This window comes from Streptomyces sp. NBC_01264, assembly GCF_026340675.1.
Classification (GTDB): Bacteria; Actinomycetota; Actinomycetes; order Streptomycetales; family Streptomycetaceae; genus Streptomyces.
The window spans coordinates 3991750-4018589 of the sequence record NZ_JAPEOX010000001.1; the positions used below are offsets into that span (position 1 = coordinate 3991750).

Consider the following 26840-nt stretch of genomic DNA (forward strand, 5'->3'; position numbering starts at 1 on the left):
ACCCCAGAAGGGGTCCCGGGCCCGGCCCGTTCCATCAAGCCGGCCCGCCAGGGCTACGCGTGCGCCCGGAGCAGCGAGCGCATCGTCCGCATGGCGACGGACAGGTTCGCCAGGTCGAAGTCGTCCGACCCCTGGATCTCATCCAGGGTCGTCCGCGCACGCCCGATGATCGCCGCGTTCTTCTCCTCCCACGCCTTGAAGCGCTCCTCGGGAGTCGAGGTCCCGTTCCCGACCGCCAGCACGTCCGCGGTCAGCGCCGCGTGCGCCGAGAACAGGTCCTCGCGGATGGACGCGCGGGCCATCGACTGCCAGCGGTCGGCCCGCGGCAGCTCGATGATCCGGTCCATCAGCTGGGTGATGTCCAGCCGGTCGGCGAGGTCGTAGTACACCTCGGCGACGGCCAGCGGCTCCACACCCGTACGGTCCGCGATCGCCACGATGTCCAGCGTCGGGAAGGCGGACGAGAAGCCGGCCACCTTGGCCGCCAGCTCCTCCGGCACGCCCTCGCCGATCAGCTCGGCCATGACGGCCTCGTACCACTCGAGGTCCGCGCCGCGCACCAGCTTCGGCACGTCCGACCAGACCCGCTCCACCCGCTCCGCGAAGAGCTCGATGGTCTCGGTGATCTGGAGCGGCTGCGGCCGGTTGTTGAGCAGCCAGCGCGTACCGCGCTCGACCAGGCGCCGCGAGTGCAGCCGGATCCGGGTCTGGACGTCGGCGGCGACCTCGTTGTCGAGGGCCTCGACCGCGTCCCACACCTCGGCCAGGCCGAAGATCTCACGGGCCGCGAGCTGCGCCCGGACGATCTCCTCCAGGGAGGCTCCGGTCTCCTCGCGCAGGCGGTGCAGGAAGGTCGAGCCACCGCTGTTGACGGTGTCGTTGACCAGCACCGTGGTGATGATCTCGCGGCGCAGCGCGTGCCCGTCGACCTGCTCGGGGAACTTCGCGAGCAGCGCGCCCGGGAAGTAGGCGTGCAGCAGGCGGGCGAGGTACGGGTCGTCCGGGAGCTCGGTGTGGATGAGCTCCTCCGCCACCGTGATCTTGGTGTAGGCGAACAGGACGGCCAGCTCCGGCTGGGTCAGGCCCTTGCCGTTGTTCAGCAGCTCACGGATCTGCCGGTCGTTGGGCAGGAACTCCAGCTCCCGGTTGAGCAGGCCCTCGCGGCCCAGGCGGCGCATGAAGCGCTGCTGGGCGTGGAGCAGGCTGGGCGCCTGCGCGGCGCCGTTGGCCAGGGCCACGTTCTGCGCGTAGTTGTTGCGCAGCACCAGCCGGCCGACCTCGTCGGTCATCTCGGCGAGGAACTTGTTGCGCTGCTTGACGGTCAGGTCGCCTTCGGTGACCACCGAGTTCAGCAGGATCTTGATGTTCACCTCGTGGTCGGAGGTGTCCACGCCGGCGCTGTTGTCGATGGCGTCGGTGTTGATCTTGCCGCCCTCGCCGCCGGCGCCGCTGCGGGCGAACTCGATGCGGCCGAGCTGGGTCAGGCCCAGGTTGCCGCCCTCGCCGATGACCTTGGCGCGCACGTCGGAGCCGTTGACGCGGATGGAGTCGTTGGCCTTGTCGCCGACGTCGGCGTGCGTCTCGGCCGTCGCCTTGACGTACGTACCGATGCCGCCGTTCCACAGCAGGTCCACCGGGGACTGCAGGATCGCCTTCATCAGGTCGGCCGGGGTCATCTTGGTGACGCCGGCCTCGATGCCGAGGGCCTCACGGACCTGCGCATTGACCGGGATGGCCTTCGCGCTGCGCGGGTGGATCCCGCCGCCGGCGGACAGCAGGGAGCTGTCGTAGTCCGCCCACGAGGAGCGCGGCAGCTCGAACAGGCGCCGGCGCTCGGCGTAGGAGGTCGCCGCGTCCGGGTTCGGGTCGATGAAGATGTGCCGGTGGTCGAAGGCCGCGACCAGGCGGATGTGCTCGGAGAGCAGCATGCCGTTGCCGAAGACGTCACCGGACATGTCGCCGACGCCGACGACCGTGAAGTCCTGCGTCTGGGTGTCGTGCCCGAGCTCGCGGAAGTGCCGCTTGACGGACTCCCAGGCGCCGCGGGCGGTGATGCCCATGCCCTTGTGGTCGTAGCCGGCCGAGCCGCCGGAGGCGAAGGCGTCGCCCAGCCAGAACCCGTAGGACTCCGCGACCCCGTTGGCGATGTCGGAGAAGGTCGCGGTGCCCTTGTCGGCGGCGACGACGAGGTAGGTGTCGTCCTCGTCGTGGCGGACCACGCCCTTGGGCCGCACGACCTCGCCGCCGACCATGTTGTCGGTGATGTCGAGCAGCGCCGAGATGAAGATCTTGTACGAGGCGATGCCCTCGGCGAGCCAGGCGTCGCGGTCCACCGACGGGTCCGGGAGGTTCTTGGCGACGAAGCCGCCCTTGGCGCCGACGGGCACGATGACGGTGTTCTTGACCATCTGCGCCTTGACCAGGCCGAGGATCTCCGTACGGAAGTCCTCGCGGCGGTCGGACCAGCGCAGGCCGCCGCGGGCGACCTTGCCGAAGCGCAGGTGGACGCCCTCGACGCGCGGGGAGTAGACCCAGATCTCGAAGGCCGGACGCGGCGCCGGCAGATCGGGGATGGCCTGCGGGTCGAACTTCATCGACACGTAGGAGTGCTGCTCGCCCGCGGAGTCGAGCTGGAAGAAGTTGGTGCGCAGCGTCGCCTTGATGAGGGTGAGGAAGGAGCGCAGGATCCGGTCCTCGTCCAGCGAGGCGACCTGGTCCAGGGCCCCGTCCAGCTCCTCCAGCATCGCGTCGACGAGCTCGGTGCCCGCGGACTGGCGGCCGGGCGACATCCGGGCCTCGAAGAGGGAGACCAGCAGCCGGGTGGTGTGGACGTTGTTGCGGAGGGTGTCCTCCATGTAGTCCTGGCTGAAGGTGGCGCCGGCCTGGCGCAGGTACTTGGCGTACGCGCGCAGGACCACGGCCTGGCGCCAGGTCAGTCCGGCGCCCAGCACCAGGGTGTTGAAGTTGTCGTTCTCGGCGTCGCCCTGCCAGACCGCGGAGAAGGCGTCCTGGAACCGCTCGCGGGCGTCGTCGCCGAGGTAGTTGGAGCTCGCGGAGTGGTCCCCGCCGCTGCTCGGGAGCGGCATCCGCAGACCGAAGTCGTAGATCCACGCGTTGGTGCGGTCGGTGCAGCGCAGCTCGTACGGCCGCTCGTCGGTGACCTCGACGCCCAGGCGCTGAAGGACCGGCAGGACCGCGGAGAGCGAGACCTGCTCGCCCGTCCGGTAGATCTTGAACCGGCGTTCGCCGGGGCCCGCGCCGACCGGCTCGTACAGCGACAGCGCGAACTCGCGGTCGCTGGCGTTCAGCCGCTCCAGGTGGCACAGGTCCGCCACGGCCGAGCGCGGCGAGTGGTCGGCCTTGTAGCCCTCGGGGAAGGAGTTCCCGTACTTGCGCAGCAGCTCGGCGGCGCGCTCCTCGCCCAGTTCCGCGACGAGCGCCTCGCCGAAGCCGTCGGCCCAGGAGCGGGCGGCCTCGACCAGCCGGCCCTCGATCCGCTCGACGTCGGCGTCGGTCAGCACGGGCAGCTCAGTGCCCTGCGGGACGCGGACGACGAAGTGGATGCGGGAGAGGATCGACTCGGTGTTCCAGGCGGTGAAGTCGACGCTGATGCCGTCGAGCTCCTCCTGCAGGATCGCGATCAGCCGCAGCCGCACACCGGTGGTGTAGCGGTCGCGCGGCAGGTAGACCAGCGCGGAGTAGTAGCGCCCGTACTCGTCCTGGCGCAGGTACAGCCGCAGCCGGCGGCGCTCCTGGAGGTACAGGACGGAGGTGGCGATGGCCTGGAGCTGGTCGACCGGGGTCTGGAACAGCTCGTCGCGCGGGTACGTCTCCAGGATCTGGAGCAGGTCGCGTCCGTCGTGGCTGGACGGGGCGAAGCCGGCGCCCTCGAGGACCTCGGCGACCTTGCGGCGGATGACCGGGACCCGGCGGACCGACTCGGTGTAGGCGGCGGAGGAGAACAGGCCGAGGAAGCGGCGCTCGCCGACGACGTTGCCCTCGGCGTCGAACTTCTTCACGCCGACGTAGTCGAGGTACGAGGGGCGGTGCACGGTGGAGCGGCTGTTGGCCTTGGTCAGCACCAGCAGGCGGTGCTCGCGGGCCTTGGCGCGGGCGTCGGCCGGCAGCCGGTTGAAGGACGGGGAGACGGGGTGCGCCTCGTCCTGGCCGTGGTGGACCGGGTCGGAGCGCAGGATGCCGAGGCCGGTGCCGGGCACGGCGGTCAGGGAGTCGCCGTCGACGAGGTCGTACTCGCGGTAGCCGAGGAAGGTGAAGTGGTCGTCGGCGAGCCAGCGCAGCAGCTCGCGTGCCTCTTCGAGCTCGTACTCGCGCAGGTCCGGGGCGGTCGGCTCCTCGGGCAGCTCCTGCGCGATGCGCAGCGCCGCTTCGCGCATCTTTTCCCAGTCCTCGACGGACTCGCGGACGTCGGACAGGACGCGCTGCAGATCGCCGGTGATCTGCTTGAGGTCGGCCTTGTCGGTCTCGCGGTCGATCTCGACGTGGATCCAGGACTCGACGAGCGAGTCGTGGGGGCGCGCGGTGCGGGGACCGTGTGCGTCGCAGTCGGGGCCGAGGATCTCGATCAGCTTGCCGGTGACGTCGCGGCGGACGACCACCTGCGGGTGGATCACGACGTGGATGCCGCGCCCGTGGCGGGACAGCTCGTTCGTCACCGAGTCCACGAGGAACGGCATGTCGTCGGTGACCACCTCGACGACGGAGTGGCTGGAGGTCCAGCCGTTCTCCTCCACCGTGGGCGTGTGCACGCGCACGCTCGCCGTGCCCTGCGGGCGCTTCTCCGCGAGCCGGTAGTGCGAGAGCGCTGCCCCGAACACGTCGACCGGGTCCCGGTCGAGCAGGTCCTCCGGGGCGGTGTGCAGGTAGTAGCGCTGGAGGTAGGCGAGAGTCGTGTCCCGGTCGGGACGCTCCCCCTGCTCGGACCCAGTCGGAAGTAGCCCCCCGGCCGGGCTGTTCTCAGCTACCCGTGCCGCCCGCGCGAGCAGCTCGGCCTTTGCTTCGTCCAGCTTGGTCTGCATGTCCTCTGGCTCCTGTCGCGCGCCATTGCGTGACGTAGGTGAAGGAAGGAATGGCATAGCACCGCGGGGCGGGGTTTCGATGTCCGTCCGGGATCGACGCTATGCCGTCGAAAGAACCCACCGGGAGGAAATCGGCCATGATCGGCGGGATGTCCAGGGACCGGGGGCGGGGATCAGCGACGGCCCGGGCACGGTGGTGCGCCGGGCGTCGGGCGGAGGCTTCAGTGCCTCCGAGAACTATCGCGCTGATCACGGGTACCAGGCTATCTCGCTCCACCCCCGGCTCGTCATGAGCTGTATGTGTACAAAAGAGGGGGAGTAACTTTGACACTCTGGACAGCGCCCCGCCGGGCCGGGCGTGCCAGGCCGGTGGACGGTCGCTCTCCGCTCATGCGCCGGTCGCTATCCGGCCAGCTCGCGAGCAGTGCGTACGGCCTCCGCCAGGCTGTCCACTACGGGTACACCGGCTGATTCCAGACTGCCCCGGCTGTGCGAACCGCCCGTATAGAGGACGGCCCGCGCGCCCACGTGCGCGGCGGCCAGCGCGTCGTCCACGGCGTCTCCGATGAGGACCGTACGTCCGGCCGTCACTCCCGTCCCGTCCAGGGCCGCCAAGTGACGTACGAGGTGTCCCGCCTTGGTGGTGTGGGAGGGCCCGGTACGCCCGTCGACGCGCAGGAAGTGCGTGTCGATGCCGTGTGCCCGGACGAGCGGCACGAGCTTGTCGTGGGGCGCGAGGGACAGCAGGGACTGGGTGAGCCCCTCCTCCTGCCAGCCCCGCAGCAGCTCGCGGGCGCCCTCGGCGAGCCCCGCGTCCTCGGCGGCCGCCCAGTAGTGGCGGTGGAAGGCCTCGTCCATGACCAGCCACTCGGCGTCCGTGGGGAGCCGGCCCATGAGGCGCTCGTAGAACTTCGGCACCGGTACGACGTACAGCTCGCGGTACCGCTCCAGGGTGATCGGCTCGAAGCCGAGCTCGGCGAAGGAGGCGTTGGTGGCGGCTATCACGGCGTCGATGTCGTGGAGCAGCGTGCCGTTCCAGTCCCAGATGATGTGCGGGGCCGCGGGAGCGGGGACCGGCGCCACCGGGGCCGCCACGGCCGCCGGCGCGGGCGCGGGCGCCGCGGGCGCGGGACCCTCGGGCGTCGGGACGACAAGCGGGGCGCCTTCTGATCCGGCTGCGGGATGTCCGGGTGCCGCGCTCACTTCAGCAGCCCCGGAATCTCCTGGATCCCGAACCACAGCAGCTCGTGGTCCTCGGCTCCGTCGACGGTGAAGCGCGCGTCCTCGTCGCCCCCGTCCGCGGCCGGGACGGCCGCCACGGCGGCGCTCACGTCCTCCAGGGCCTCTTCGGCGTCCACGTGCACCGCGGCCGCCACCGAGAGCCGTACGGCCCCGGCGAGGGCCACCTGGCCGAGCGTGGCCTCGTCGACGCCCGGGGTGGCGGTGGCGGCCTTGTCGTCCACGTCGAGGGCCACCACGACCCGCTTGCGGGGCGCGGCCCCGTCCTCGGCGATCATCCGCAGCGAGGCGGCGGCGGCCCTGGTCAGGGCGGCGTACTCCAGTTCCTCGATGTCGTCCGAGACGTACCACTCGCGCAGACCGGGCGTGACGGCGTACGCCCGCAGCGGAGCCGGGCCCAGCTCACCCGCCTGGTGCGCCTCGGCGAGCCCGGGCAGGGTCAGGGGGACGTACACGCGCATGGCCGGCTGCTTTCGGTAGTCGGAAACGCCCCCAGGATACGACCGCACCCCGCCTCCCCGATCCCCCATCGCCCCCACCCACCACGGCCCCCCGCAGCTCCCGCACACCGCCGGCAACCACCCGGGGCACCCGGACCGGGTGGGGACCCGGACCGGTGGGGCCCGGACCCGGAGGGGCCGAACCCGGAGGGGCCGAACCCGGAGGGGCCGAACCCGGTGGGCCCGGACCGGTGGGCGCCCGGACCCGGTGGGGCCCGGACCGGTGGGCGCCCGGACCCGGTGGGGGCCGGACCCGGTGGGGGCCCCGGCCCGGTGGGCGCCCGAACCCAGTGGACGCCCGGGCCGTCCGGGGCCCGGAGCGGGTGGGGGCCCGGACCGGGTGCCAGCCCGGACCCGGTGCGAGCCCGGGTTCCGGCTCCTCCCGGAGCTGAGGCCGGAGCCCCGGTCCGGACTCCGTCCGTGACGGCCCGCGTCCCCCTTCGGGGTGCCGCGGCGGGGCCCGGCGGCGTCCACTTCGCTCCCGGCGAGATCCGGGGCGGGGCCCGGGGCGGCCGGGGGCCGACCCGGATAGGTGAAGGCGGGCCGGGTGCATCGCGGCCCCGCGGCGTCGTTGCGGAGCGTGTTCGCAGCCCCGTAGAAGTCCCCTACCAAGTTACCGCCCGGTACCACGCCGGGCCCGACCCCGGGGACGACCGCCATGACCACCAGCACACCCCGCACCACCACGGGAACCACCCCCGCGACCGGCGCCATGGAGGCCGACGCAAGGTCCCGCGTACCTGGGCCCAGCGGGAGCAGCCCCACCGCCGTGGGAGCCGGTCCCGGGACCGCACGACCGGCTCGCACCGCCGAAACCGGGGCCGCAGGGCCGGCCCGCACCGCCGGTCCCGGGACCGCAGGGCCGACCCGCACCGTCGAAACCGGGGCCGCACGGCCGGCGCGCACCGCCGGAGCCGGGGCCGGAGCCGCCGGGCTGCCCGGGGCCACCAGGAGCGGCAGCCCCCGCACGGCCGGCGCCGTCGGCGGCAGCGCCGGCACCGGTCCCGGCCGGGGCGCCGCGAGGCCTGCCGGGACCGGCCCCGGTGCCGCCAGGCCCGGCCGCCCCGGCCGGCGCCGGCCGCCCACCGCCCCACACCGCGGCAGCGGCCCGCACCACTGGTTCGCCGAACGGCTGCTCGCCGTCCTCAGCGGACGCCGCCCCGTGCACTCCCTGATCGGCCACACCATCGGCCCGGCCTACGACCAGCTGATCACCCTCGCCCCCGCCGACCCCCCGCAGGAGTACGCGTACGAGGCCCGCCGGCTCAGCCCCGTCCTGCACGGATGCGGCCGCTTCACCCCCGGCCCGGGGGTCATCGAGGCCTTCGCCCGCATCGCGACGGGCGACCGACTCACCGCGCTGGCCTTCCGCCTGGAGCAGGGACCCGACCTGCGCTGGCGCTGCGCCGCCGTGGAACTCCACGGCCCCCGCCCATGACCCCCGGCCCGCACACCTGGACGCGAACGCGGCCGGGGCCGGACCCCACGCTGTGCGTGGTGTCCGGCCCCGGCGGTGATCCCGCGAACGGCGCGGGTTACTTCTTGCGGCGACGGCCGCCCGTGGCCTTCGCGGCCTTACGGCGCTCCGCGCGCGTCATCCCGGAGTCCTCACCGGAATCCGATTCGAAGTCGCCCTCGACGACGCCGCCCTCACCGTCGACGCTGGGAGCGGAGAAGTGCAGCCGGTCCGGCCGCTGCGGGGCGTCCAGACCCTTCGCCCGGATCTCCGGCTTGGCCAGGGACGGACCGGAGTCCGACACCAGGACCTCCTCGACCTGCTGCTCGACCTGGACCTCCAGGTTGAACAGGTAGCCGACGGACTCCTCCTTGATGCCCTCCTGCATGGCGTTGAACATGTCGAAGCCCTCGCGCTGGTACTCGACCAGCGGGTCCTTCTGGGCCATCGCGCGCAGGCCGATGCCCTCCTGCAGGTAGTCCATCTCGTACAGGTGCTCGCGCCACTTGCGGTCCAGCACCGACAGCACCACGCGCCGCTCCAGCTCGCGCATGATGTCGGAGCCGAGCGTGGCCTCGCGCGCCTCGTACTGCTCGTGGATGTCGTCCTTGACGGACTCCGCGATGAACTCGGCGGTGATGCCCGCGCGGTCGCCCGCGGCGTCCTCCAGCTCCTCCACCGTGACCTTGATCGGGTAGAGCTGCCGGAAGGCGTTCCACAGCCGGTCCAGGTCCCACTCCTCCGCGAACCCCTCGACCGTCTCGGCCGTGATGTACGCGTCGATCGTGTCGTCCATCATGTGACGGATCTGGTCCTGGAGGTCCTCGCCCTCCAGGACGCGGCGGCGCTCCTTGTAGATGACCGTGCGCTGGTTGTTGAGGACCTCGTCGTACTTCAGGACGTTCTTGCGCGTCTCGAAGTTCTGGGTCTCGACCTGCGACTGGGCCGAAGCGATGGCCCGCGTGACCATCTTGTTCTCGATCGGCACGTCGTCCGGCACGTTCGCCATCGACATGACGCGCTCGACCATCTGCGCCTTGAACAGCCGCATCAGGTCGTCGCCGAGCGACAGGTAGAAGCGGGACTCGCCCGGGTCGCCCTGTCGGCCGGAGCGGCCGCGCAGCTGGTTGTCGATACGGCGCGACTCGTGGCGCTCGGTGCCCAGCACGTACAGCCCGCCGAGGTCCTTGACCTCCTCGAACTCCGCCTTCACGGCCGCCTCGGCCCGCGTGAGCGCCTCGGGAAGGGCGTGCGCCCACTCCTCGATGTGCTCCTCCGGGTCCAGGCCGCGCTGGCGCAGCTCGGCCTCGGCGAGGTCGTCCGGGTTGCCGCCGAGCTTGATGTCGGTACCACGGCCGGCCATGTTCGTGGCGACCGTGACGGCGCCGCGGCGGCCCGCCTGGGCGACGATCGTGGCCTCACGGTCGTGCTGCTTCGCGTTCAGCACCTCGTGCGGGATACCGCGCTTGGAGAGCTGCTGCGAGAGGTACTCGGACTTCTCGACCGACGTCGTACCGACGAGGATCGGCTGGCCCTTCTCGTGCTTCTCCGCGATGTCGTCGACGACGGCGGCGAACTTCGCGACCTCGGTGCGGTAGATCAGGTCCGCCTGGTCCTTGCGGACCATGTCGCGGTTGGTCGGGATCGGGACGACACCGAGCTTGTAGATCTGGTGGAACTCGGCGGCCTCGGTCATGGCCGTACCGGTCATGCCCGACAGCTTGGAGTACAGGCGGAAGAAGTTCTGGAGGGTGATCGTGGCGAGGGTCTGGTTCTCGTCCTTGATGTCCACCCCTTCCTTCGCCTCGATCGCCTGGTGCATGCCCTCGTTGTAGCGGCGGCCGGCGAGGATGCGGCCGGTGTGCTCGTCGACGATCATGACTTCGCCGTCGATGACGACGTAGTCCTTGTCGTTCTTGAAGAGCTCCTTGGCCTTGATCGCGTTGTTGAGGTAACCGACGAGCGGGGTGTTCACCGACTCGTAGAGGTTCTCGATGCCGAGCCAGTCCTCGACCTTCGCGACACCGGACTCGTGGATGCCGACGGTGCGCTTCTTCTCGTCGACCTCGTAGTCGCCGGTCTCCTCGATGCCCTTGAGGGGCTGGCCGGGCTCGCCCTTGGTCAGGCGCGTGACCAGCTTCGCGAAGTCCGCGTACCACTTGGTGGCCTGGTCGGCCGGGCCCGAGATGATCAGCGGGGTGCGGGCCTCGTCGACGAGGATCGAGTCGACCTCGTCGACCACGGCGAAGTTGTGGCCGCGCTGGACGAGCTCGTCCTGCGACCACGCCATGTTGTCGCGGAGGTAGTCGAAGCCGAACTCGTTGTTCGTGCCGTACGTGATGTCGGCGGCGTACTGCTCACGGCGCTGCGCCGGAGACATGTTCGCGAGGATGCACCCGACCTCCAGGCCGAGGAACTTGTGCACCCGGCCCATCATCTCGGAGTCGCGCTCGGCGAGGTAGTCGTTCACCGTGATCAGGTGGACGCCCTTGCCGGACAGCGCGTTCAGGTACGCCGGGAGCGTGCCGACGAGGGTCTTGCCCTCACCGGTCTTCATCTCGGCGACGTAGCCGAGGTGCAGGGCGGCGCCGCCCATCATCTGGACGTCGTAGTGACGCTGGCCGAGGACGCGCTTCGCGGCCTCGCGGACCGTCGCGAAGGCCTCGGGCAGCAGGTCGTCCAGGCTCTCGCCGTCCTGGAAGCGCTGCTTGTACTCGTCCGTGAGCGCACGCAAGTCGGCGTCGGAGAGGTTGACGAAGTCCTCTTCGATGGAGTTGACCTGGTCCGCGATGCGGTGCAGTTTTTTGAGGATCTTGCCTTCGCCTGCACGCATGAGCTTGTTGAAGACGGACACCGAGGTTTGTCTCCTTGCCGGTCGGGCCTGGCACTGTTTTCGTGCACGGGCACGGAGGGTGGGCCCCACCGCAACGGCCATCGTAAGCGAGGACGCGGTCGCGTCGGGAGGTCCGCACTGCCGCGGGGCTGGACTGCCCGGAAATGAGAACGTGTGAGGGGCACCGAAGGTGCCGGTATGGGCGGTCCCTCTTCCGGAATCCCGCTGCGAAATCCACTTCGCCTCCGCCGTCCTCCCACAGCAGAATCCCTTCATGGAACCGACCACGCTGACCACCGCGCGCCTCGTCCTGCGCCCCCACGTCCCCTCGGACACCGACGAGGTGTACGCGGCCTGCCAGGACCCGGCGATCCAGCGCTGGATCCCCGTACCCGTCCCGTACGGTCGCGCGGACGCCGAGTCCTACGTGGCCAAGGTCCCGGCGGGGTGGCGCGAGGACTCCGAGTACGCCTTCGCCGTCCTCCTCGGCGCCGACGGCCCGCTGGTCGCCACCATCGGAGTCATGCCGCGCGGCACGAACGCGCACGAGGTCGGCTTCTGGACCGCCCCGGATCACCGGCGCCGCGGCTACCTGGCCGAGGCCCTGCCCGCCGTGGCCCGCTGGGCCTTCACCGAGGCCGGCTGCGTACGGCTGATCTGGCGCGCCGGCGTCGGCAACCAGGCCTCCCTCGCGGTGGCGGAGAAGGCCGGCTTCGTCATCGAGGGCGTCCAGCGCGCGGGCATCGAGATCCGCGAGACCCTGCGGGACTGCTGGACCGGCGCCCTGCTCCCCTCGGACCTGGACCTGCCCTCCCGCCTCCCGTACCTTCCCTCGCCTGTCGGTGCCACCCCCTAGGGTTCCGCCATGACGCCCACGCCCTCCCTGTCCCTCTCCGCCGACGAGGCCCGCCGCATCGCGCTGCGCGCGCAGGGATTCCTGGGCGCTCCGGACCGGCGCGGCGGGGTCCGCGGCGTCCTGCGCCACCTGGGCGCCGTCCAGCTCGACACGATCTCCGTCCTGGCCCGCTCCCACGAGCTCGTCCCGTACGCGCGCCTCGGCGCGGTCGGGCGCTCCAGCGTCGAAGCCTCGTACTGGTCGGACCACCACGCCTTCGAGTACTGGTCGCACGCGGCCTGCATCCTGCCGATCGAGGAATGGCCGCACTTCGCCTTCCGCCGCCGGGCCCGCAAGGCCCGCGGCCACCGCTGGCACGTCCTGGCCGACAAGGACCGCTCGACGAAGACGGTGCTGGACCGCCTCACGGCCGAGGGCCCCCTGACCTCCACCGAACTGGGCGGCGCCAAGAACGGCGGCGAGTGGTTCGAATGGTCCGAGACGAAGATCGCGGTCGAGTGGCTCCTCGACATCGGCGAGGTCGTCTGCACCGAGCGCCGCGGCTGGAAGCGGGTCTACGACCTCCCGGAGCGCGCGGTCCCTTCCGCCCTGCTCCACGACGAGCTGGACGACCGCGAGTGCAAGCGCCGCCTGGTGGCCCTCGCGGGGCAGTCCCTGGGCGTGGGCACCCGCTCCGACATCGCGGACTACCACCGCCTCAAGAACCAGGACTTCGACGCGGTGGCCGAGGACGCGGGCCTGGTCCCCGTGGAGGTCGAGGGCTGGGGAAAGCCGGCCTGGGCGGACCCCTCGGCCCTTTCCACGCTCCCCCGGGGCCGCCACCGCACGACGCTCCTCTCCCCGTTCGACTCCCTGATCTGGGAACGCCCGCGCACGGAGCGGATCTTCGGCTTCACCCACCGCCTGGAGGCCTACGTGCCCAAGCCCCGGCGGATCCACGGCTACTTCGCGATGCCCCTGCTGGCCGGAGGCCACCTCCAGGGCCGCGTGGACCCGGCCCGCGAGGGCACCACCCTGGTGGCCCGCCAACTCTCCCTGACCACACCGAAGGCAGCCCGCCCCATGGCCGAAGCCCTCCGCGAAGCCGCCACCTGGGTCGGCTGCGACACGATCCGCATCGACCGCGCGAGCTCTCCTGCGGAAGCAGCAGCGGTAACGGCAGAGCTGACGACCCTCTGAACCCGCGTCAGCCGTCCGGCGTTTGAGGACCGGGGTCTGGGGCGGAGCCCCAGGGTCTTTCCAGCCCGTCCGGCGTTTGAGGACCGGGTCCGGGCGGAGCCCGGGGAACGGTGGAAGGGCGGGTAGGGGACAGCCCCGCAGGGCCTACCCACCCGCACCCGGCACCGGCACCGGCACCCGCACAGGACCCGCCCGCCCGCCCGCCCCTACCGAATCTCGAGGATCTTCTCCCGCATCGCGTACACCACCGCCTCCATCCTGGAGTGCAACTGCAGCTTCTCCAGAATGTTCCGCACATGGTTCTTCACGGTGTTCTCGGAAATGAACAACTCCTTCGCGATATCGCGGTTGTTCATCCCTGTGGCCACCAGCTTCAAGACCTCGAGCTCCCGATCCGTCAGCCGCGGCGCCGGCACCAACCGCCGCTCGTCCGTCCGCTGGATCATCGACTTGAACTCCGTGAGCAGCTTCGACGCCATCGAAGGGCTGATCTGCGACTGCCCGTCCGCCACCGCCCGGATCGCCGTGGCGACCTCGTCCGTGGAGATCTCCTTCAGCAGGTACCCGGTGGCCCCCGCCTTGATCGCGTCGTAGAGGTCCGCCTCCTCGTCGCTGATCGTCAGCATGATGATCTTCGCGGAGGGCGCCACCTCCTTGATCGAGGTGCACGCCTCGATCCCGCCGCGCCGCGGCATCCGCACGTCCATCAGCACGATGTCCGGCAGCAGATCCGCCGCCTTGTCCACGGCCTCCGCCCCGTCACCCGCCTCGCCGACGACCTGGATGTCCTCCTCCTGCGCGAGGACGATCTCCAGCCCGCGCCGGAACAGCGCATGGTCGTCGACCACGAGCACCCGGATCGGCTCTGCCACCCGGTCCTCGTCACGGCAGCCCGCACCGTTGTCATCACGCACCGGCCCGAAGCTGTCCGCCATCGTTCCTCCCCCTGCACCACGGTGCTGAGCTGCTGGGTCAATCCGACGAGAGCGGCCGCCGGCTGACTGCCCGACATGATTCCATGCCCAGGTAACCGAACGGGGGCCGACGATTACAGGCCGACCCATACAAGCCAACCTTGCGCAGCCATCACCTCACACGAGTGCCCCCGCGCCCGCCTGGGCGAACACGGGGGCACCACACCGGCACCGCACGGACGTCCGGATCCAGCCCGGAATCAGTCCGGAATCAGTCCGGAATCAGTCCGGAATCAGCGGCTCAGCCTCCCAGCGCGCCACCCGCTCCCGCGCCGTCGAGCTCACCCGAGCTGGAGGCGGCGTCGGAGGCATTGAGGTGGATCACGCCGTAGTCGTAACCGTGGCGCCGGTAGACGACGCTCGGCATCTTGGTGTCGGAATCGACGAACAGATAGAAGTCGTGACCGACCAGTTCCATCTCGTACAGGGCCTGGTCGAGCGACATGGGTGCGGCCGAGTGGGTCTTCTCGCGCACGACGAGCGGGCCGTCGCCCTGCACTTCCAGCGATCCGATCCTCGTCGTCGGAATCGCGTCCGTCTTCTCGCCGTTGACCGGCTCGCCGTTGCCGTTGAGGGTGGCGGCGTTCGGGACCACGTCGGCGACCTCGGCCGCCGAGAGCCGTCCCGCGCCGCGCCGCGTGTAGCGCTTGTCGTGCTGCTTGCGCAGCCGGGCCTCCAGCTTGTCCTGAGCGAGGTCGAGCGCCGCGTACGCGTCGGCGGCGGAAGCCTCGGCACGAATCACCGGGCCCCGCGAACGCAGGGTGATCTCCACGCGGTCGGAACGGTCGGCCTGGCGCGGGTTGTGCTCCTTGGACACCTCGACGTCCAAGCTGATCACCTTCGCGTCGAGCTTCTGGATCCGCTCCGGATTCAGCTTCTCGGCCACGTGCTTGCGGAACCGGTCGGGCACCTCGGTCTTACGGCCCTTGACGACGATGTCCACGCAGAACTCCGTTCCCGGATAGCTCCGCCTCAGGGGCGAAGCGTCTCCCTTTCGCACCAGACCCCGGTGAACACCGGAGCCTCGGACTTGGCGACTTCCACCTCCTCCTCCCCCATCGGCAAGATCTACACCCCACCGACTTCGGAGTAGAGGGACAACCTCTGACACGAAGTTTCCGAAACGTACAGACGCTCGAAACGTGCGCTCCGATGCGTGGGGCCCAAGGTTCGCCAATTCCTTACAACCGAACATATCCCTCTATGCCGGTTGTCGGCACCCGCTACCGGTACGTACCTCCGTTCAGGGGGCCGTTCCCTCTTACTACCTGCAACGATGCGCCTTCCCCTCCAGTTCCAAATCTATTCACAAGTTTTTTGCTCTGTCCGAGTTGCGCCCCCGCCGCGACGGACGAAGGAGTCCGCCGGCGCGGCCACCACGGCGGCCACCAGCGCCTCCGCGCCGGCCGCCCCGGCCGCGCGCAGGGCCCGCGCCGCCTCCGCCAGGGTGGATCCGGTGGTCACGAGGTCGTCCACGATGACGATCCGGGCCGCCTGCGCCGTCACCCGGCCGGCGCCGGGCCGCGCCTCCAGGGCCCCGGCGAGGTTCTCCCGGCGCTGCGCCGCCCCCAGGCCCGCCTGGTCGGCCACCGCCCGCCGCAGCCGCAGTACGGGCGTCACGCGCGCGGGCACGCCCTCCCGCCGCAGCCGCGCCGAGGCGGCCAGGGCGATCCTGCGCGCCGGATCGTGCCCGCGCGCCCGCACCCGGTGCCGCGCGGAGGGCACGGGAACCAGGGCCACAACCCCCGCGGCCGCCCCACCGGCCCCGCCCGCGCGCACCGCGGCCGCCAGAGCGGCTCCGAGGGCGCCGGCCAGCGGCAGCGCGCCGCGCTCCTTGTGGGCCAGTACGACGGCCCGTACGGCCTCCCGGTACGCGGCGGCCGCATACACCGGGGGCAGCCCCGCGGGGCACGGAGACGGCCGTACCGGCCCCGCCTCGGCCCCACTGAGCTCCGACCGGCAGGCTCCGCACAGCATCGCCGCGCCACCGGCTCCGCAGCCGACGCACCCGACCGGCAGCACCAGCCCGGCGAGCTCACCGGCCAGTCCGCGCCACCACTCCCGCATGCCGCCCACTCTGCCGGGCCGGGACAGCCGTCCACCACCCCTGTGGACAACCGCGCAACCGGGCAACCAGGCAAAAGGGCAGGCCACAACAGCCCCCGGGCCCGGTCCGCCGGGCCCGGTCCGGCGCAGCCGTCAGCCCGGGTAGACCGGAGCCTTCCCGCCGGCCACCACCGTGCGCCACTGCGCCCCCGGCGGCAGCCACACGATGCCGTCCTCCAAGGACTCGGCGACCACCGGCTTCTTCTCGTCCTCGCTCGCGGCGACCGCCACCAGCCCCGTCGCGCCGGGCAGCCCGGCCCCGACCATCGAGCCGTCGGACAGCATGTAGCGGGCCTGCACGACCCCGCCGCTCTCCCGGCCCACCACCAGCAGCCGGCCCCGCGGCGCCCAGCTCATCGCCGTCACGTCGGCCAGCTGCGGAGCGGCCGGGCGCAGCTCGCGCACCGCGACCGCCGAGGCGTCGCCCTTCTCGGGCCGCTCGATCCGCCCGGTGTACAGGTACTTGCGGCTCTCCCGCTGCACCAGCAGCGCGATCCGCACCCCGTCGGGCGAGGCCTTCAGCCCCGTGATCCGCCCGCCGGCCAGCCCGGACACCTCGACCCGTTCGGGTGCTCCGGTGCCGCCGGGCAGCCGCCACAGCGCCGGGTCCTGCGGGTCGGGGTCCGCGACCCACAGGTCGCCGGTCGCATCCCACGTCGGGGTGGCGAGCCCGTAGGGCTTGGCCCCCTTGCCCGTCAGCATCGGCGGCGGCATCGGTCCGGCGGTGGTCAGGTTGACCACGTACAGCCCGTGCCCGTCCTCGGAGACGACCGCGGCGCGCTTCTCGTCGTAGGACACGGCGGCGGAGCCCACCTTGAAGGCCGGGTTCCCGGACAACGGCCCGGGAGCCGGTGACGGCGGGTCCTGCTGGTCCTCGCGGTTCGGGTCCAGGTTGAGCCGCTGCAGCCGGTGCTCGGCGTCCACGTAGTACTGGTGCCCGGGCGAGAGCGGCAGGTTGGCGATCACGGCGGCGTCCACCTCGGACACCTGGCAGCGGGTGGTGCCGTCGGAGCGCACGATGTCGACCCGGTCGATCCGAAAGCCCGTCAGGTCCTTGACCGTGTACAGGAGTTGGGTCGCCATCCGGCGGCACTGCGGCTCCACGACGTCGTCCGCGTTCTTGTTCAGCGGTACGCGCAGCGCGTTCTGGCCGTCGATCGAAAGGGACTTGGTGCCCTCGCGCAGTTCCGTACCGGTCGGGAAGCTGGAAGTGACCACCGGCCCGAGCCACTTGGAGGGACCGTCCAGCAGCGAGGTGACGGTCTGAGTGGTGGGGTCCATCCGGGAGTCGGGGTCGCTGCGCTGGCGCACGTAGACGGGGTCGGCGACGAGCGTGGAGCCCGCGAAGTAGTACTTGTTGACCGGCCGGTAGATGCGCTGGAAGTCGGACTCGCTCAGCACCAGGCTGCTGGGCGGGGTCGCGATCCGCCACTGGTCGCCCGTCTGCTGGAGCTGGAGGAACTGCTCGTAGCGCCGGTCGTCCGGCTGGTAGGCGCTGCGCTCGTCCACCGTGGCCAGCATCTTGCCCGCGATCTTGAACCGGGGGGCCGCCGGGTCCTTCTCGCCCGGTACGGAGAACCGGTCCAGGCCCGAGGAGAGCACGGTGACGGCCGCTCCGGGCTTCCATTTCTCCGCCGCTTCCGCAGTGAGGTACTTGCGGGCGGTCTGGAGCTGCGGATCATCGCTGGTCATGGCCTCCAGGAAGCCGTCGACGATCTCCTGCGGACTGGCCTTGTCGGCCGGCGGCACGCCGAAGACGCGGACCTGGGAGTCGACGCCCTGGGAGGCCTCCACGGGACGGACCTCACCGTGGTCGGGCATGGAGGCGCAGCCGGCCAACAGCAGCCCCGCCACACCGAGGGCGAGGGCCCTGACGACGCCGAGGGCGCGCGGCGCGCGACGGCGCGACCGGCCCGGCTCAGCGCCCATGCGATCCACCCGCCGCGCCCGCTCCACCGCTGCTGCCACCCTCTCGGTCGGTTGCTCCCGCGGTCCCGCCGGAGCGCGCGTTCGCCGCCCCGCCCCCGGAACCCTGTCCCTGCTCCGCCGGCCGGGTCACGACCCGCGCCCCGTTGCCCGGCAGCGCCGTCGGGTCGGCCGGTACGGGCACCGCGCCCCCGACCGGGGACCTCGGCGGTATCGGCGACCGGTCGTTCCGCCCGGCCTGCTGCGCCTGGCGCCCGGCCGCCGCGGAGCCTTCCGCGGCCTCGGCGGCGGCCCTGGCCCGGTTGGCCCGGGAATCCTCGGGCTCCAGCGGGATCGGCGATCCGCGCAGCGGCTCGTCGGCCGTGCGCGGCAGCGTCAGCCGGAACTGCGAGCCGCCGCCGGGCTCGCCCCACGCCTGGAGCCAGCCCCCGTGCAGCCGGGCGTCCTCGACGGCGATGGACAGGCCGAGGCCGGTACCGCCGGTCGTGCGCGCCCGCGCCGGGTCGGCGCGCCAGAAGCGGTTGAAGACACGGGTGGCCTCGCCGGGCTTGAGCCCGACTCCGTAGTCCCGTACGGCCACGGCGACGGCACCGCCCGCCGAGGCGAGCCGCACGACCACGTCGCGGCCCTCGCCGTGCTCGACGGCGTTGACGACGAGATTGCGCAGGACCCGCTCCACGCGCCGGGCGTCGGCCTCGGCTATCACCGGCTGGGTGTCCCCGAGGACGCGGATCCGGGTGTTCTTGTGATCGGCGAGCGGCTGGGCCCCGTCGATGACGCGGTGCACGACGTCCCGCAGGTCGATGGGCTCCGCCTCCAGGGCCGCGGCGCCCGCGTCGAACCGGCTGATCTCCAGCAGGTCGGCCAGGAGCGACTCGAAGCGGTCGAGCTGCCCGGCGAGGAGCTCGGCGGAGCGCGCGGTGACCGGGTCGAAGTCGGCGCGGGCGTCGTGGATCACGTCCGCCGCCATACGGACCGTCGTGAGCGGGGTGCGCAGCTCGTGGGAGACGTCCGAGACGAAGCGCCGCTGGAGCCGGGAGAGGTCCTCCAGCTGCTGGATCTTGTTCTGGAGGGTCTGGGCCATCTTGTTGAAGGCCTCGCCCAGGCGGGCGATGTCGTCCTCGCCGGTGACCTTCATCCGCTCCTGGAGCCGCCCCGCCGAGAGCCGCTCGGCGATCCCGGCGGCCATCCGGACGGGGGTGACGACCTGGCGCACGACCAGCCAGGCGATCCCGCCGAGCAGCACCACGACGAAGAGGCCGGCGGTGGCGATGGTGGCCTTGACCAGGTTGAGGGACTCCTCCTCCTGGGTGAGCGGGAAGAGGTAGTACAGGTCGTACGGGTCGCCGTTGATGTCGGTGAGCCGCTTGCCGATGACGAGCGCGGGCTCGGGCAGCTTGTCCCCGGCGTCGGTGTAGCGGATCTGCGAGAAGGTCTTGAAGGCACCGGTCGCGTGGTTGACGTTGCGCCGCAGCCCCAGCGGGACGCTGGTGGCCGGGTCCACGTTGCCGGAGGCACGGGCGCCGCGGACGCCACCGAGGGCTCCGCGGGCCGGCGTTTCCTCGCCGGTTCCGGTTCCGGCGCCCAGCGCCGCCACCTCGAAGGCGCTCTGCCCACCACTGGCGAGCTGCTTGACCAGGGAGTTCATCCAGGTACTGGCGTCCCGGCCGACCTTGTTGTCGGAGGCGTCGGACCCGTCCACCGTGTAGGGCGTGTTGGCCTTCTCCTGTGCGACCGCGAAGCCGCCCGCGGCCTGGCTCTGCGCGGCCTCCTCCTTGGCGTCGAGGAGGCCCTTGCTGACCTGCGCGATGACCACGAACCCGAGGGCGAGGACCACGGCGAGGGAGATCAGCAGGGTGGCGGCGACCACCCGGAGCTGGATGTTGCGCCGCCACAACCGGACAGCCGGAAGCAGCGGCCGGCGTACGAGGCGTACGAACAGCCGCAGCACGGGGCCGCCGGGCGCTCCGACCGTGTTGACGCGGAGCTGCCGGCCGCCCCGCAGCGCCCCCCAGCGGGAGCGGCCACGGGGCTCGCCGGGTGTCATGTCAGCTCGGTCCGGCCTTGTAGCCGACCCCGCGCACCGTCACGACGATCTCGGGGCGCTCCGGGTCCTTCTCGACCTTGGAGCGCAGCCGCTGGACGTGCACGTTGACCAGGCGGGTGTCGGCCGCGTGGCGGTAGCCCCAGACCTGCTCCAGCAGCACCTCGCGGGTGAACACCTGCCAGGGCTTGCGGGCGAGCGCGACCAGCAGGTCGAACTCCAGCGGGGTCAGCGCGATCGAGGCGCCTTCCCGCTTCACCGAGTGCCCGGCCACGTCGATGACCAGGTCACCGATGGTCAGCTGCTCGGGCGCCGGCTCCTCCGAACGGCGCAGGCGGGCCCGGATGCGGGCCACCAGCTCCTTCGGCTTGAACGGCTTGACGATGTAGTCGTCGGCCCCGGACTCCAGGCCCACGACCACGTCCACGGTGTCGCTCTTGGCGGTGAGCATCACGATCGGTACGCCAGACTCGGCGCGGATCAGTCTGCACACCTCTATGCCGTCCCTACCGGGGAGCATGAGGTCGAGCAGCACGAGATCCGGCTTCGCCTCCCGGAAGGCAGCCAGTGCCTTGTCACCGTCCGCTACGAACGACGGCTCAAAACCTTCTCCACGCAGCACAATGCCGAGCATCTCGGCCAGCGCGGTGTCGTCGTCGACGACAAGGACGCGTCCCTTCATGGTTGACATCATCCCATTAGCTAATCGTTACCCGGCGGTGAGCTGTCCCACAGCCAAAGGGGCTGGAAATAGTCCCTCGGACCTGCGTGGAGATCAGGGCGCCCAGTGTGCCTCGGATCCGCCCGTCAGACGAAGGCGCGAACATGCCTGATCCATCCGGGATCCAGGAGACCCCTGGTCCGTTCGGGACGGCTGGTCCGTTCGAGGTTGTCACATGGCACGATGGCAGCCGGACCAAGCGCCCGCACCCCGCGTGCACGTGAAGGAGCGACGATGAACGACTCTCCGGGCTGGGCTACGCCCGGATCCTCCCCGTCCGACGGTGAGGGCTCCCACGGTACGCAGCCGCCTACAGGCGGAACCGGCGATTCCAAATGGTCCGCCGAGCAGCCTCCCCCCGGCCAGTGGTCGAGCCCGACCCCGGGCCAGACCCCGCCGAACCCGCAGCAGCCGCCCGCGGCCCCGCAGCCGGGCACGGGCTGGGGTTCGTACGGCACCGGCCCCCAGAACGGCGGCCAGGGCGGCTGGGGCGCCCACACGCAGGCGGCGAAGCCCGGCGTGATCCCGCTGCGGCCGCTGGGCCTGGGCGAGATCCTCGACGGTGCCGTCAGCACCATGCGCAAGCACTGGCGCGCGGTGCTCCCGATCACCCTGGTCGTGGCCGTCATCGTCCAGCTGGCCAGCCTGCTCTCCCAGAAGTACGTGTTCGGCGACCTCGTGCTGGACACCTCGGGCACCACGGCGCAAGAGCAGCTCGATTCGCTCGGCGCCATGGTGGGGGTGAGCGCGCTGGACGGTTTCATCCAGCTCGTCGGCTCCATCGTGGCCACCGCCATGCTCACGATGATCTACAGCCGTGCGGTGCTCGGCCACGGCTCCTCCATCGGCACCGCCTGGCGCGAGGCCCGCCCGCAGCTCCTGCGGCTGTTCGGCCTGACTCTGCTCCTGGGCATCGGATCGGCCCTCGTCGTCACCGTCCTGGTCCTGCCCGGCGCCCTGGCCGGACAGGGCGGCCTCGCCGTCCTCGGCGGCCTCGTCGCCGTGGGCCTGGTCCTCTGGCTCTGGATCCGGTTCGCCCTCGCCTCCCCCGCCCTGATGCTGGAGAAGACGACGGTGTTCAAGGCCCTGACCCGCTCCTCGAAGCTGGTCAAGGGCTCCTGGTGGAGGATCTTCGGCATCACCCTCCTGACCAGCGTCATCACGACCTTGCTCGCGGCCCTCATCGTCCTGCCCCTCACCCTCGTGGGCGGGCTGGTGTTCGGCGGCGGCCTCGAAGGCATGGCCGACGGCTCCGGGGCGACGAACTGGGGCTACTTGATCTTCGCGGCCATCGGCGGGATCATCGCCCTGACGATCACCATGCCGGTCCAGGCGGGCGTCAGCGTCCTGCTCTACATCGACCAGCGCATCCGCCGCGAGGCCCTCGACCTGGAACTGGCCCGGGCGGCGGGCATCGAGAACTACGGCACCACCACGCCGCCGACCGGAGGCTGACGCGGGAATGAGGAGCACGGGGGGCCTGCTCGCACCACAACCCACGCCACAACCCGGCATCGGCCGCGAGGCCGCCCGCGAGGCGGCCCGCCACGAGCTGTCCAAGCCCGCCTACCACGAGAACGACCCGGGGCTGGTCCAAAGGGCCCTGAACCGCTTCTGGGACTGGGTGGGCGAGCTCTTCGACCACGCCTCCGGCGCGACCCCGGGCGGCCCGCTGGGCCTGCTGGCCATCGCCGTGTTCGTCCTCCTCGTCGTCGCCGCCCTGTGGTGGCGCCTGGGCGCCCCCCGCCGTACGGCCTCCCGCGCCGCGGGCACCCTCTTCGACGACGGCGTCCGCAGCGCGGCGGACCACCGCGCCACCGCCGAGGCACTGGCCGGCGAGGGCCGCTGGAGCGAAGCCGTCCAGGAGCGCATGCGCGCCGTGGTCCGCTCCCTGGAGGAGCGCACCCTCCTCGACCCCCGACCCGGACGCACCGCGGACGAGGCGGCCACGGAAGCCGCCCGCTCCCTCCCGTCCCACGCCACGGCCCTCCGCACGGCGGCGCGCACCTTCGACGACGTCACCTACGGCGCCCACCCGGCCACGCCCGAGATGTACACGGCCCTCACCACCCTGGACCAGGCCCTGTCCCGAACCAAGCCCCTCCTGACAGGCCCCACCGGATGACCGCCCCCACCCCGGACCCGACCACCCCCGACCCGGACGACCCGGCTCCGAGCACGGACACGGCCCCCGGTACGCAGCCCCCCTCAGCCCCCGGCACGACCCGCCGCACAGAAGGCGCAGCCTCCCCGGCAGCGCCCCCGCCGGCCGCCGCAGCCTCCGACATGCCGGACGCCGCCCGCGGCACGGGCCACCCACATCCGGGCGCAGCCCCCGTGCCCCCGCTCCACGCGGCAGCGACCGGCACGCCCGGCCCCGCCGGGTCGGCCGCACCCGCCGGAGCCCCCGCCACGCTGTCCGGCGGGGCCGGCGCGCCTCCCCGTACGGCCGCCGCAGGCGCATCGCCCCGGGACCTGTGGGCCCGGTCCCGCGGTTTCCTCCTCGCGCTCGCCGTGCTCCTCACCGCCGCGCTGGCCCTCGCCGCCCTCAACTCCGGTGCCCGGCACGGCTACCTCGACCCCCGCTCCGCCGACCCCTCCGGCAGCCGGGCCGTGGCCGAACTGCTCGCGGACCGCGGGGTCACCACCCGGGTCGTCACCACCGCCGCGGAGGCCGCCGACGCCGCCGGCCCCGACACGACCCTGCTGGTCACCGACCCCGACCGGCTCGGGGAGACCCAGCTCCGCGACATCCGTTCCGCGATCGACCTCTCCGGCGGCCGGACCGTCCTGCTCGCGCCGAGCGCCCTCAGCCTCCCCTCCCTCGCCCCCGGCATCCGCACCGACGGCGACGCCCCGGACGTGAACCTCGATCCGGGCGCCAGCACCTGCACCCTCCCCGCCGCCACCACCGCGGGCCGCGCCGCGACCGGCGGCGGCCACCGCTACACCACCGCCCCCGGAGCCACCGGCTGCTACCCGAGCACCGGCCACCCCACCCTGCTCGTCCTGCCCACCGGCACCCGCGGCGGCGACACCGTCCTCCTCGGCTCCGAGGGCATCCTCCTCAACAACGCCATCGCCAAGGAGGGCAACGCCTCCCTCGCACTCCAACTCCTCGGCTCCCGCCCGAACCTCGTCTGGTACCTGCCGTCCCTCGCCGACAGCGACCCCGACGCCGAAGGAAGCGGCGAGGAGCAGAGCTTCCTCGACCTGATCCCCGCCGGCTGGAGCTGGGCCCTGCTCCAGCTCTTCCTCGCCGCCGCCGTCGCCGCGCTCTGGCGCGCCCGCCGCCTCGGCCCGCTCGTCACCGAACGCCTGCCCGTCCTCGTCCGCGCCTCCGAGGCCACCGAGGGCCGCGCCCGGCTGTACCGCAAGGCCGGCGCCCGAGACCGCGCGGCCACCGTGCTGCGCGCCGCCGCCCGCGAACGCCTGGCCGCGCTGGTCGGCGTACCGGCCACCCGGGCCCACGACCCGGCCTCCCTGGTCCCCGCGGTCGCGGCCCGCCTCACGGCAGGGCAGCCCCCGAACGACCCGGACACCCTGCTCTTCGGCACGACCCCCACCACGGACGCGGCGCTCATCGCGCTCGCCGACCACCTCGACGCCCTCGAAAGGGAGGTCCGCACCTCATGACGGCCACCACGGACAGCGCCCGCTCCGCCCTGGAGGCGCTCCGCACCGAGATCGGAAAGGCCGTGGTCGGCCAGGATTCCGCCGTCACCGGTCTCGTCGTAGCCCTCCTCTGCCGCGGCCACGTCCTCCTCGAAGGCGTCCCCGGCGTCGCGAAGACCCTCCTCGTCCGGGCCCTCGCCGCGTCCCTCGAACTCGACACCAAGCGCGTCCAGTTCACCCCCGACCTGATGCCGAGCGATGTCACCGGCTCCCTCGTCTACGACGCCCGCACCGCGGAGTTCTCCTTCCAGAACGGCCCGGTCTTCACCAACCTGCTCCTCGCCGACGAGATCAACCGCACGCCTCCCAAGACCCAGTCCTCCCTCCTCGAAGCGATGGAGGAGCGCCAGGTGACCGTCGACGGCACGCCCCGCAAGCTCCCGGAGCCCTTCCTCGTCGCCGCGACCATGAACCCGGTCGAGTACGAGGGCACCTACCCCCTCCCCGAGGCCCAGCTGGACCGCTTCCTCCTGAAGCTCACCGTCCCGCTCCCCTCCCGCGAGGACGAGATCGGCGTACTGACCCGCCACGCGGCCGGCTTCAACCCCCGCGACCTGCACTCCGCGGGCATCCGCCCGGTCGCCGGCCCCGCCGAGCTCGACGCCGCCCGCAAGGCCGTCGAAGCCACCAGCGTCTCCCCGGAGATCACCGCATACGTCGTCGACATCTGCCGCGCCACCCGCGACTCCCCCTCCCTCACCCTCGGCGTCTCCCCGCGCGGCGCCACCGCGCTGCTGGCCACCGCCCGCGCCTGGGCCTGGCTCGTGGGCCGCGACTACGTCACCCCCGACGACGTGAAGGCCCTCGCCCTGCCGACCCTGCGCCACCGCGTCCAACTGCGCCCCGAGGCCGAGATGGAGGGCGTCACGGCCGACGCGGTCATCACCGCGATCCTCACCCACGTCCCCGTCCCGCGCTGATGGCGCTCACCGGACGCGCCGCGCTGCTCGCGGCCCTCGGCAGCATCCCCGTCGGCCTCCTCGGACCGAGCTGGGCGGGGATGCTGGCGGTCAACGCCCCCATCGCCCTGGCCTGCGCGGTCGACTACGCCCTCGCCGCGCCGGTCCGCACGCTCCAACTGGCACGCTCCGGCGACACCTCCGTCCGCCTCGGCGAATCCGCCGACGTCCACCTCACGATCACGAACCCCTCCCCGCGCGCCCTCCGCGCCCGGATCCGGGACGCCTGGCCCCCGAGCAGCTGGGTCCCCGGAACGGAAGTCGCGGACTCCCGCCACACGCTGACGGTCCCCCCGGGCGAACGCCGCCGCCTCATCACCCGCCTGCGGCCCACCCGCCGCGGCGACCGCCAGGCGGCCCGCGTCACGATCCGCTCGTACGGCCCGCTCGGCCTCCTGGCCCGCCAGGGCCACCACACCGTCCCCTGGACGGTCCGTGTCCTGCCCCCGTTCACCAGCCGCAAGCACCTCCCGTCCCGCCTCGCGCGCCTGCGCGAACTCGACGGCCGCACCAGCGTCCTGACGCGCGGTGAGGGCACGGAGTTCGACAGCCTGCGCGACTACGTACCCGGCGACGACACCCGTTCCATCGACTGGCGGGCCACCGCCCGCCAGCACAAGGTCGCCGTCCGCACCTGGCGCCCGGAACGCGACCGCCACATCCTCATCTGCCTCGACACCGGCCGCACCGCGGCCGGCCGCGTCGGCGACGCGCCGCGCCTGGACTCGGCGATGGACGCGGCCCTGCTCCTGGCCGCCCTGGCCACCCGCGCGGGCGACCGCGTGGACCTCCTGGCCCACGACCGCCGCCTCCGCGCCCAGGTCCAGGCCCGCTCGGCGGCCGACACCCTCCCCGCCTTCGTGAACGCGATGGCCACCCTCGAACCGGAACTGGTCGAAACCGACTCGCGCACCCTGGTCTCCACCATCCTGCGCAGCGCCCCGCGGCGCTCCCTGGTGGTCCTCCTGACCAGCCTGGACGCGGCCCCCGTCGAGGAGGGCCTGCTCCCGCTCCTCCCCCGCCTCACCCAGCGCCACACGGTCCTGCTGGCCTCGGTCTCCGACCCCCACGTCGCGGAGATGACGAAGTCCCGCGGCACGGTGGAAGCCGTCTACGAAGCCGCGGCAGGCACCCAGTCCCAATCCGCCCGCCGCCGCACGGCCGAGCAGCTGACCCGCCACGGCGTCCACGTGGTCGACGCCACCCCGGACACCCTGGCCCCGGCCCTGGCCGACGCCTACCTCGCCCTCAAGGCCGCCGGCCGGCTCTGACCGGCGCCATGCCCGGAGGACCGGGAGTCCGGTTGACCGCAACCGGACGGCTCCCGGCTCTACGG

18 protein-coding genes are annotated in these 26840 nt (G+C 72.3%); 8 read left to right on the forward strand and 10 right to left on the reverse strand.

Annotation, left to right across the window (positions count from 1 at the left end):
• Positions 1-53: 53 nt before the first annotated feature.
• From OG435_RS18460 to OG435_RS18470, 3 genes are all read right to left on the reverse strand, one after another.
• Complete coding sequence (locus OG435_RS18460) at positions 54-5036, reverse strand: NAD-glutamate dehydrogenase (RefSeq protein WP_266878011.1); 4983 nt, start codon at positions 5034-5036, stop codon at positions 54-56.
• Between the two features lie 402 nt (positions 5037-5438).
• The gene (locus tag OG435_RS18465; RefSeq protein ID WP_266881852.1) at positions 5439-6119 is read right to left on the reverse strand and encodes an HAD family hydrolase; all 681 of its coding nucleotides are present in this window, start codon (positions 6117-6119) and stop codon (positions 5439-5441) included.
• A 116-nt stretch (positions 6120-6235) separates the two neighbouring features.
• Positions 6236-6736, reverse strand: coding sequence for a DUF6912 family protein (locus OG435_RS18470; protein WP_266878012.1), 501 nt, complete (start codon positions 6734-6736; stop codon positions 6236-6238).
• A 697-nt stretch (positions 6737-7433) separates the two neighbouring features.
• Between OG435_RS18470 and OG435_RS18475 the strand changes: the two genes are divergently transcribed.
• Positions 7434-8213 carry an Rv3235 family protein gene (locus OG435_RS18475; RefSeq protein ID WP_266878013.1) on the forward strand — a complete coding sequence of 260 codons (780 nt, stop codon included), beginning with the start codon at positions 7434-7436 and terminating at the stop codon, positions 8211-8213.
• A 97-nt stretch (positions 8214-8310) separates the two neighbouring features.
• Here the strand turns inward: OG435_RS18475 and secA are convergent, their stop codons facing one another.
• Positions 8311-11085 (reverse strand): preprotein translocase subunit SecA, encoded by a 2775-nt coding sequence (gene secA / locus OG435_RS18480; protein ID WP_266878015.1) that lies wholly within the window; start codon positions 11083-11085, stop codon positions 8311-8313.
• Between the two features lie 253 nt (positions 11086-11338).
• On the opposite strand from secA, the gene OG435_RS18485 reads away from it, so the two are divergent.
• Both OG435_RS18485 and OG435_RS18490 read left to right on the forward strand, forming a co-directional pair.
• Positions 11339-11920, forward strand: a complete 582-nt coding sequence (locus tag OG435_RS18485) for a GNAT family N-acetyltransferase (RefSeq protein ID WP_266878016.1) — start codon at positions 11339-11341, stop codon at positions 11918-11920.
• 9 nt (positions 11921-11929) lie between these two features.
• Positions 11930-13099 (forward strand): winged helix-turn-helix domain-containing protein, encoded by a 1170-nt coding sequence (locus OG435_RS18490; protein ID WP_266878017.1) that lies wholly within the window; start codon positions 11930-11932, stop codon positions 13097-13099.
• 206 nt (positions 13100-13305) lie between these two features.
• Here OG435_RS18490 and OG435_RS18495 read toward each other — a convergent pair whose 3' ends face one another.
• The 6 genes from OG435_RS18495 to mtrA all read right to left on the reverse strand — a co-directional run bounded on the left by OG435_RS18495 (position 13306) and on the right by mtrA (position 20843).
• Positions 13306-14034, reverse strand: a complete 729-nt coding sequence (locus tag OG435_RS18495; RefSeq protein ID WP_266878018.1) for a response regulator — start codon at positions 14032-14034, stop codon at positions 13306-13308.
• 280 nt (positions 14035-14314) lie between these two features.
• Positions 14315-15016, reverse strand: a complete 702-nt coding sequence (hpf, locus tag OG435_RS18500; RefSeq protein ID WP_389434907.1) for a ribosome hibernation-promoting factor, HPF/YfiA family — start codon at positions 15014-15016, stop codon at positions 14315-14317.
• A 359-nt stretch (positions 15017-15375) separates the two neighbouring features.
• Entirely contained in the window at positions 15376-16140 is a 765-nt protein-coding gene (locus OG435_RS18505; protein WP_266878021.1) for a ComF family protein, read from the reverse strand.
• Positions 16141-16272: 132 nt separating this feature from the next.
• Positions 16273-18108 carry an LpqB family beta-propeller domain-containing protein gene (locus OG435_RS18510; protein WP_266878022.1) on the reverse strand — a complete coding sequence of 612 codons (1836 nt, stop codon included), beginning with the start codon at positions 18106-18108 and terminating at the stop codon, positions 16273-16275.
• On the reverse strand, positions 18098-20152 hold the full coding sequence (mtrB, locus tag OG435_RS18515; RefSeq protein WP_266878023.1) for an MtrAB system histidine kinase MtrB: 2055 nt from the start codon (positions 20150-20152) through the stop codon (positions 18098-18100). The genes OG435_RS18510 and mtrB overlap by 11 nt, the downstream gene beginning before the upstream one ends.
• A 1-nt stretch (position 20153) precedes the next feature.
• A complete protein-coding gene (gene mtrA / locus OG435_RS18520; protein WP_274552971.1) occupies positions 20154-20843 on the reverse strand; it encodes a two-component system response regulator MtrA in 690 nt (229 codons plus the stop codon).
• Between the two features lie 261 nt (positions 20844-21104).
• Between mtrA and OG435_RS18525 the strand changes: the two genes are divergently transcribed.
• Genes OG435_RS18525 through OG435_RS18545 form a run of 5 tightly spaced genes read left to right on the forward strand, consistent with a single transcriptional unit; the run spans position 21105 to position 26775 of the window.
• Positions 21105-22325: a hypothetical protein gene (locus tag OG435_RS18525; protein WP_266878025.1), complete on the forward strand. Its 1221-nt coding sequence runs from the start codon at positions 21105-21107 to the stop codon at positions 22323-22325.
• 7 nt (positions 22326-22332) lie between these two features.
• Positions 22333-22995, forward strand: coding sequence for a DUF4129 domain-containing protein (locus OG435_RS18530; RefSeq protein ID WP_266878026.1), 663 nt, complete (start codon positions 22333-22335; stop codon positions 22993-22995).
• Positions 22992-24506, forward strand: coding sequence for a DUF4350 domain-containing protein (locus OG435_RS18535; protein ID WP_323187843.1), 1515 nt, complete (start codon positions 22992-22994; stop codon positions 24504-24506). The genes OG435_RS18530 and OG435_RS18535 overlap by 4 nt, the downstream gene beginning before the upstream one ends.
• A complete protein-coding gene (locus OG435_RS18540) occupies positions 24503-25465 on the forward strand; it encodes an AAA family ATPase (RefSeq protein WP_266878027.1) in 963 nt (320 codons plus the stop codon). Before OG435_RS18535 ends, OG435_RS18540 begins: the two co-directional genes overlap by 4 nt.
• Positions 25465-26775, forward strand: coding sequence for a DUF58 domain-containing protein (locus OG435_RS18545; RefSeq protein ID WP_266878028.1), 1311 nt, complete (start codon positions 25465-25467; stop codon positions 26773-26775). The genes OG435_RS18540 and OG435_RS18545 overlap by 1 nt, the downstream gene beginning before the upstream one ends.
• The last annotated feature ends 65 nt before the right edge of the window (positions 26776-26840 follow it).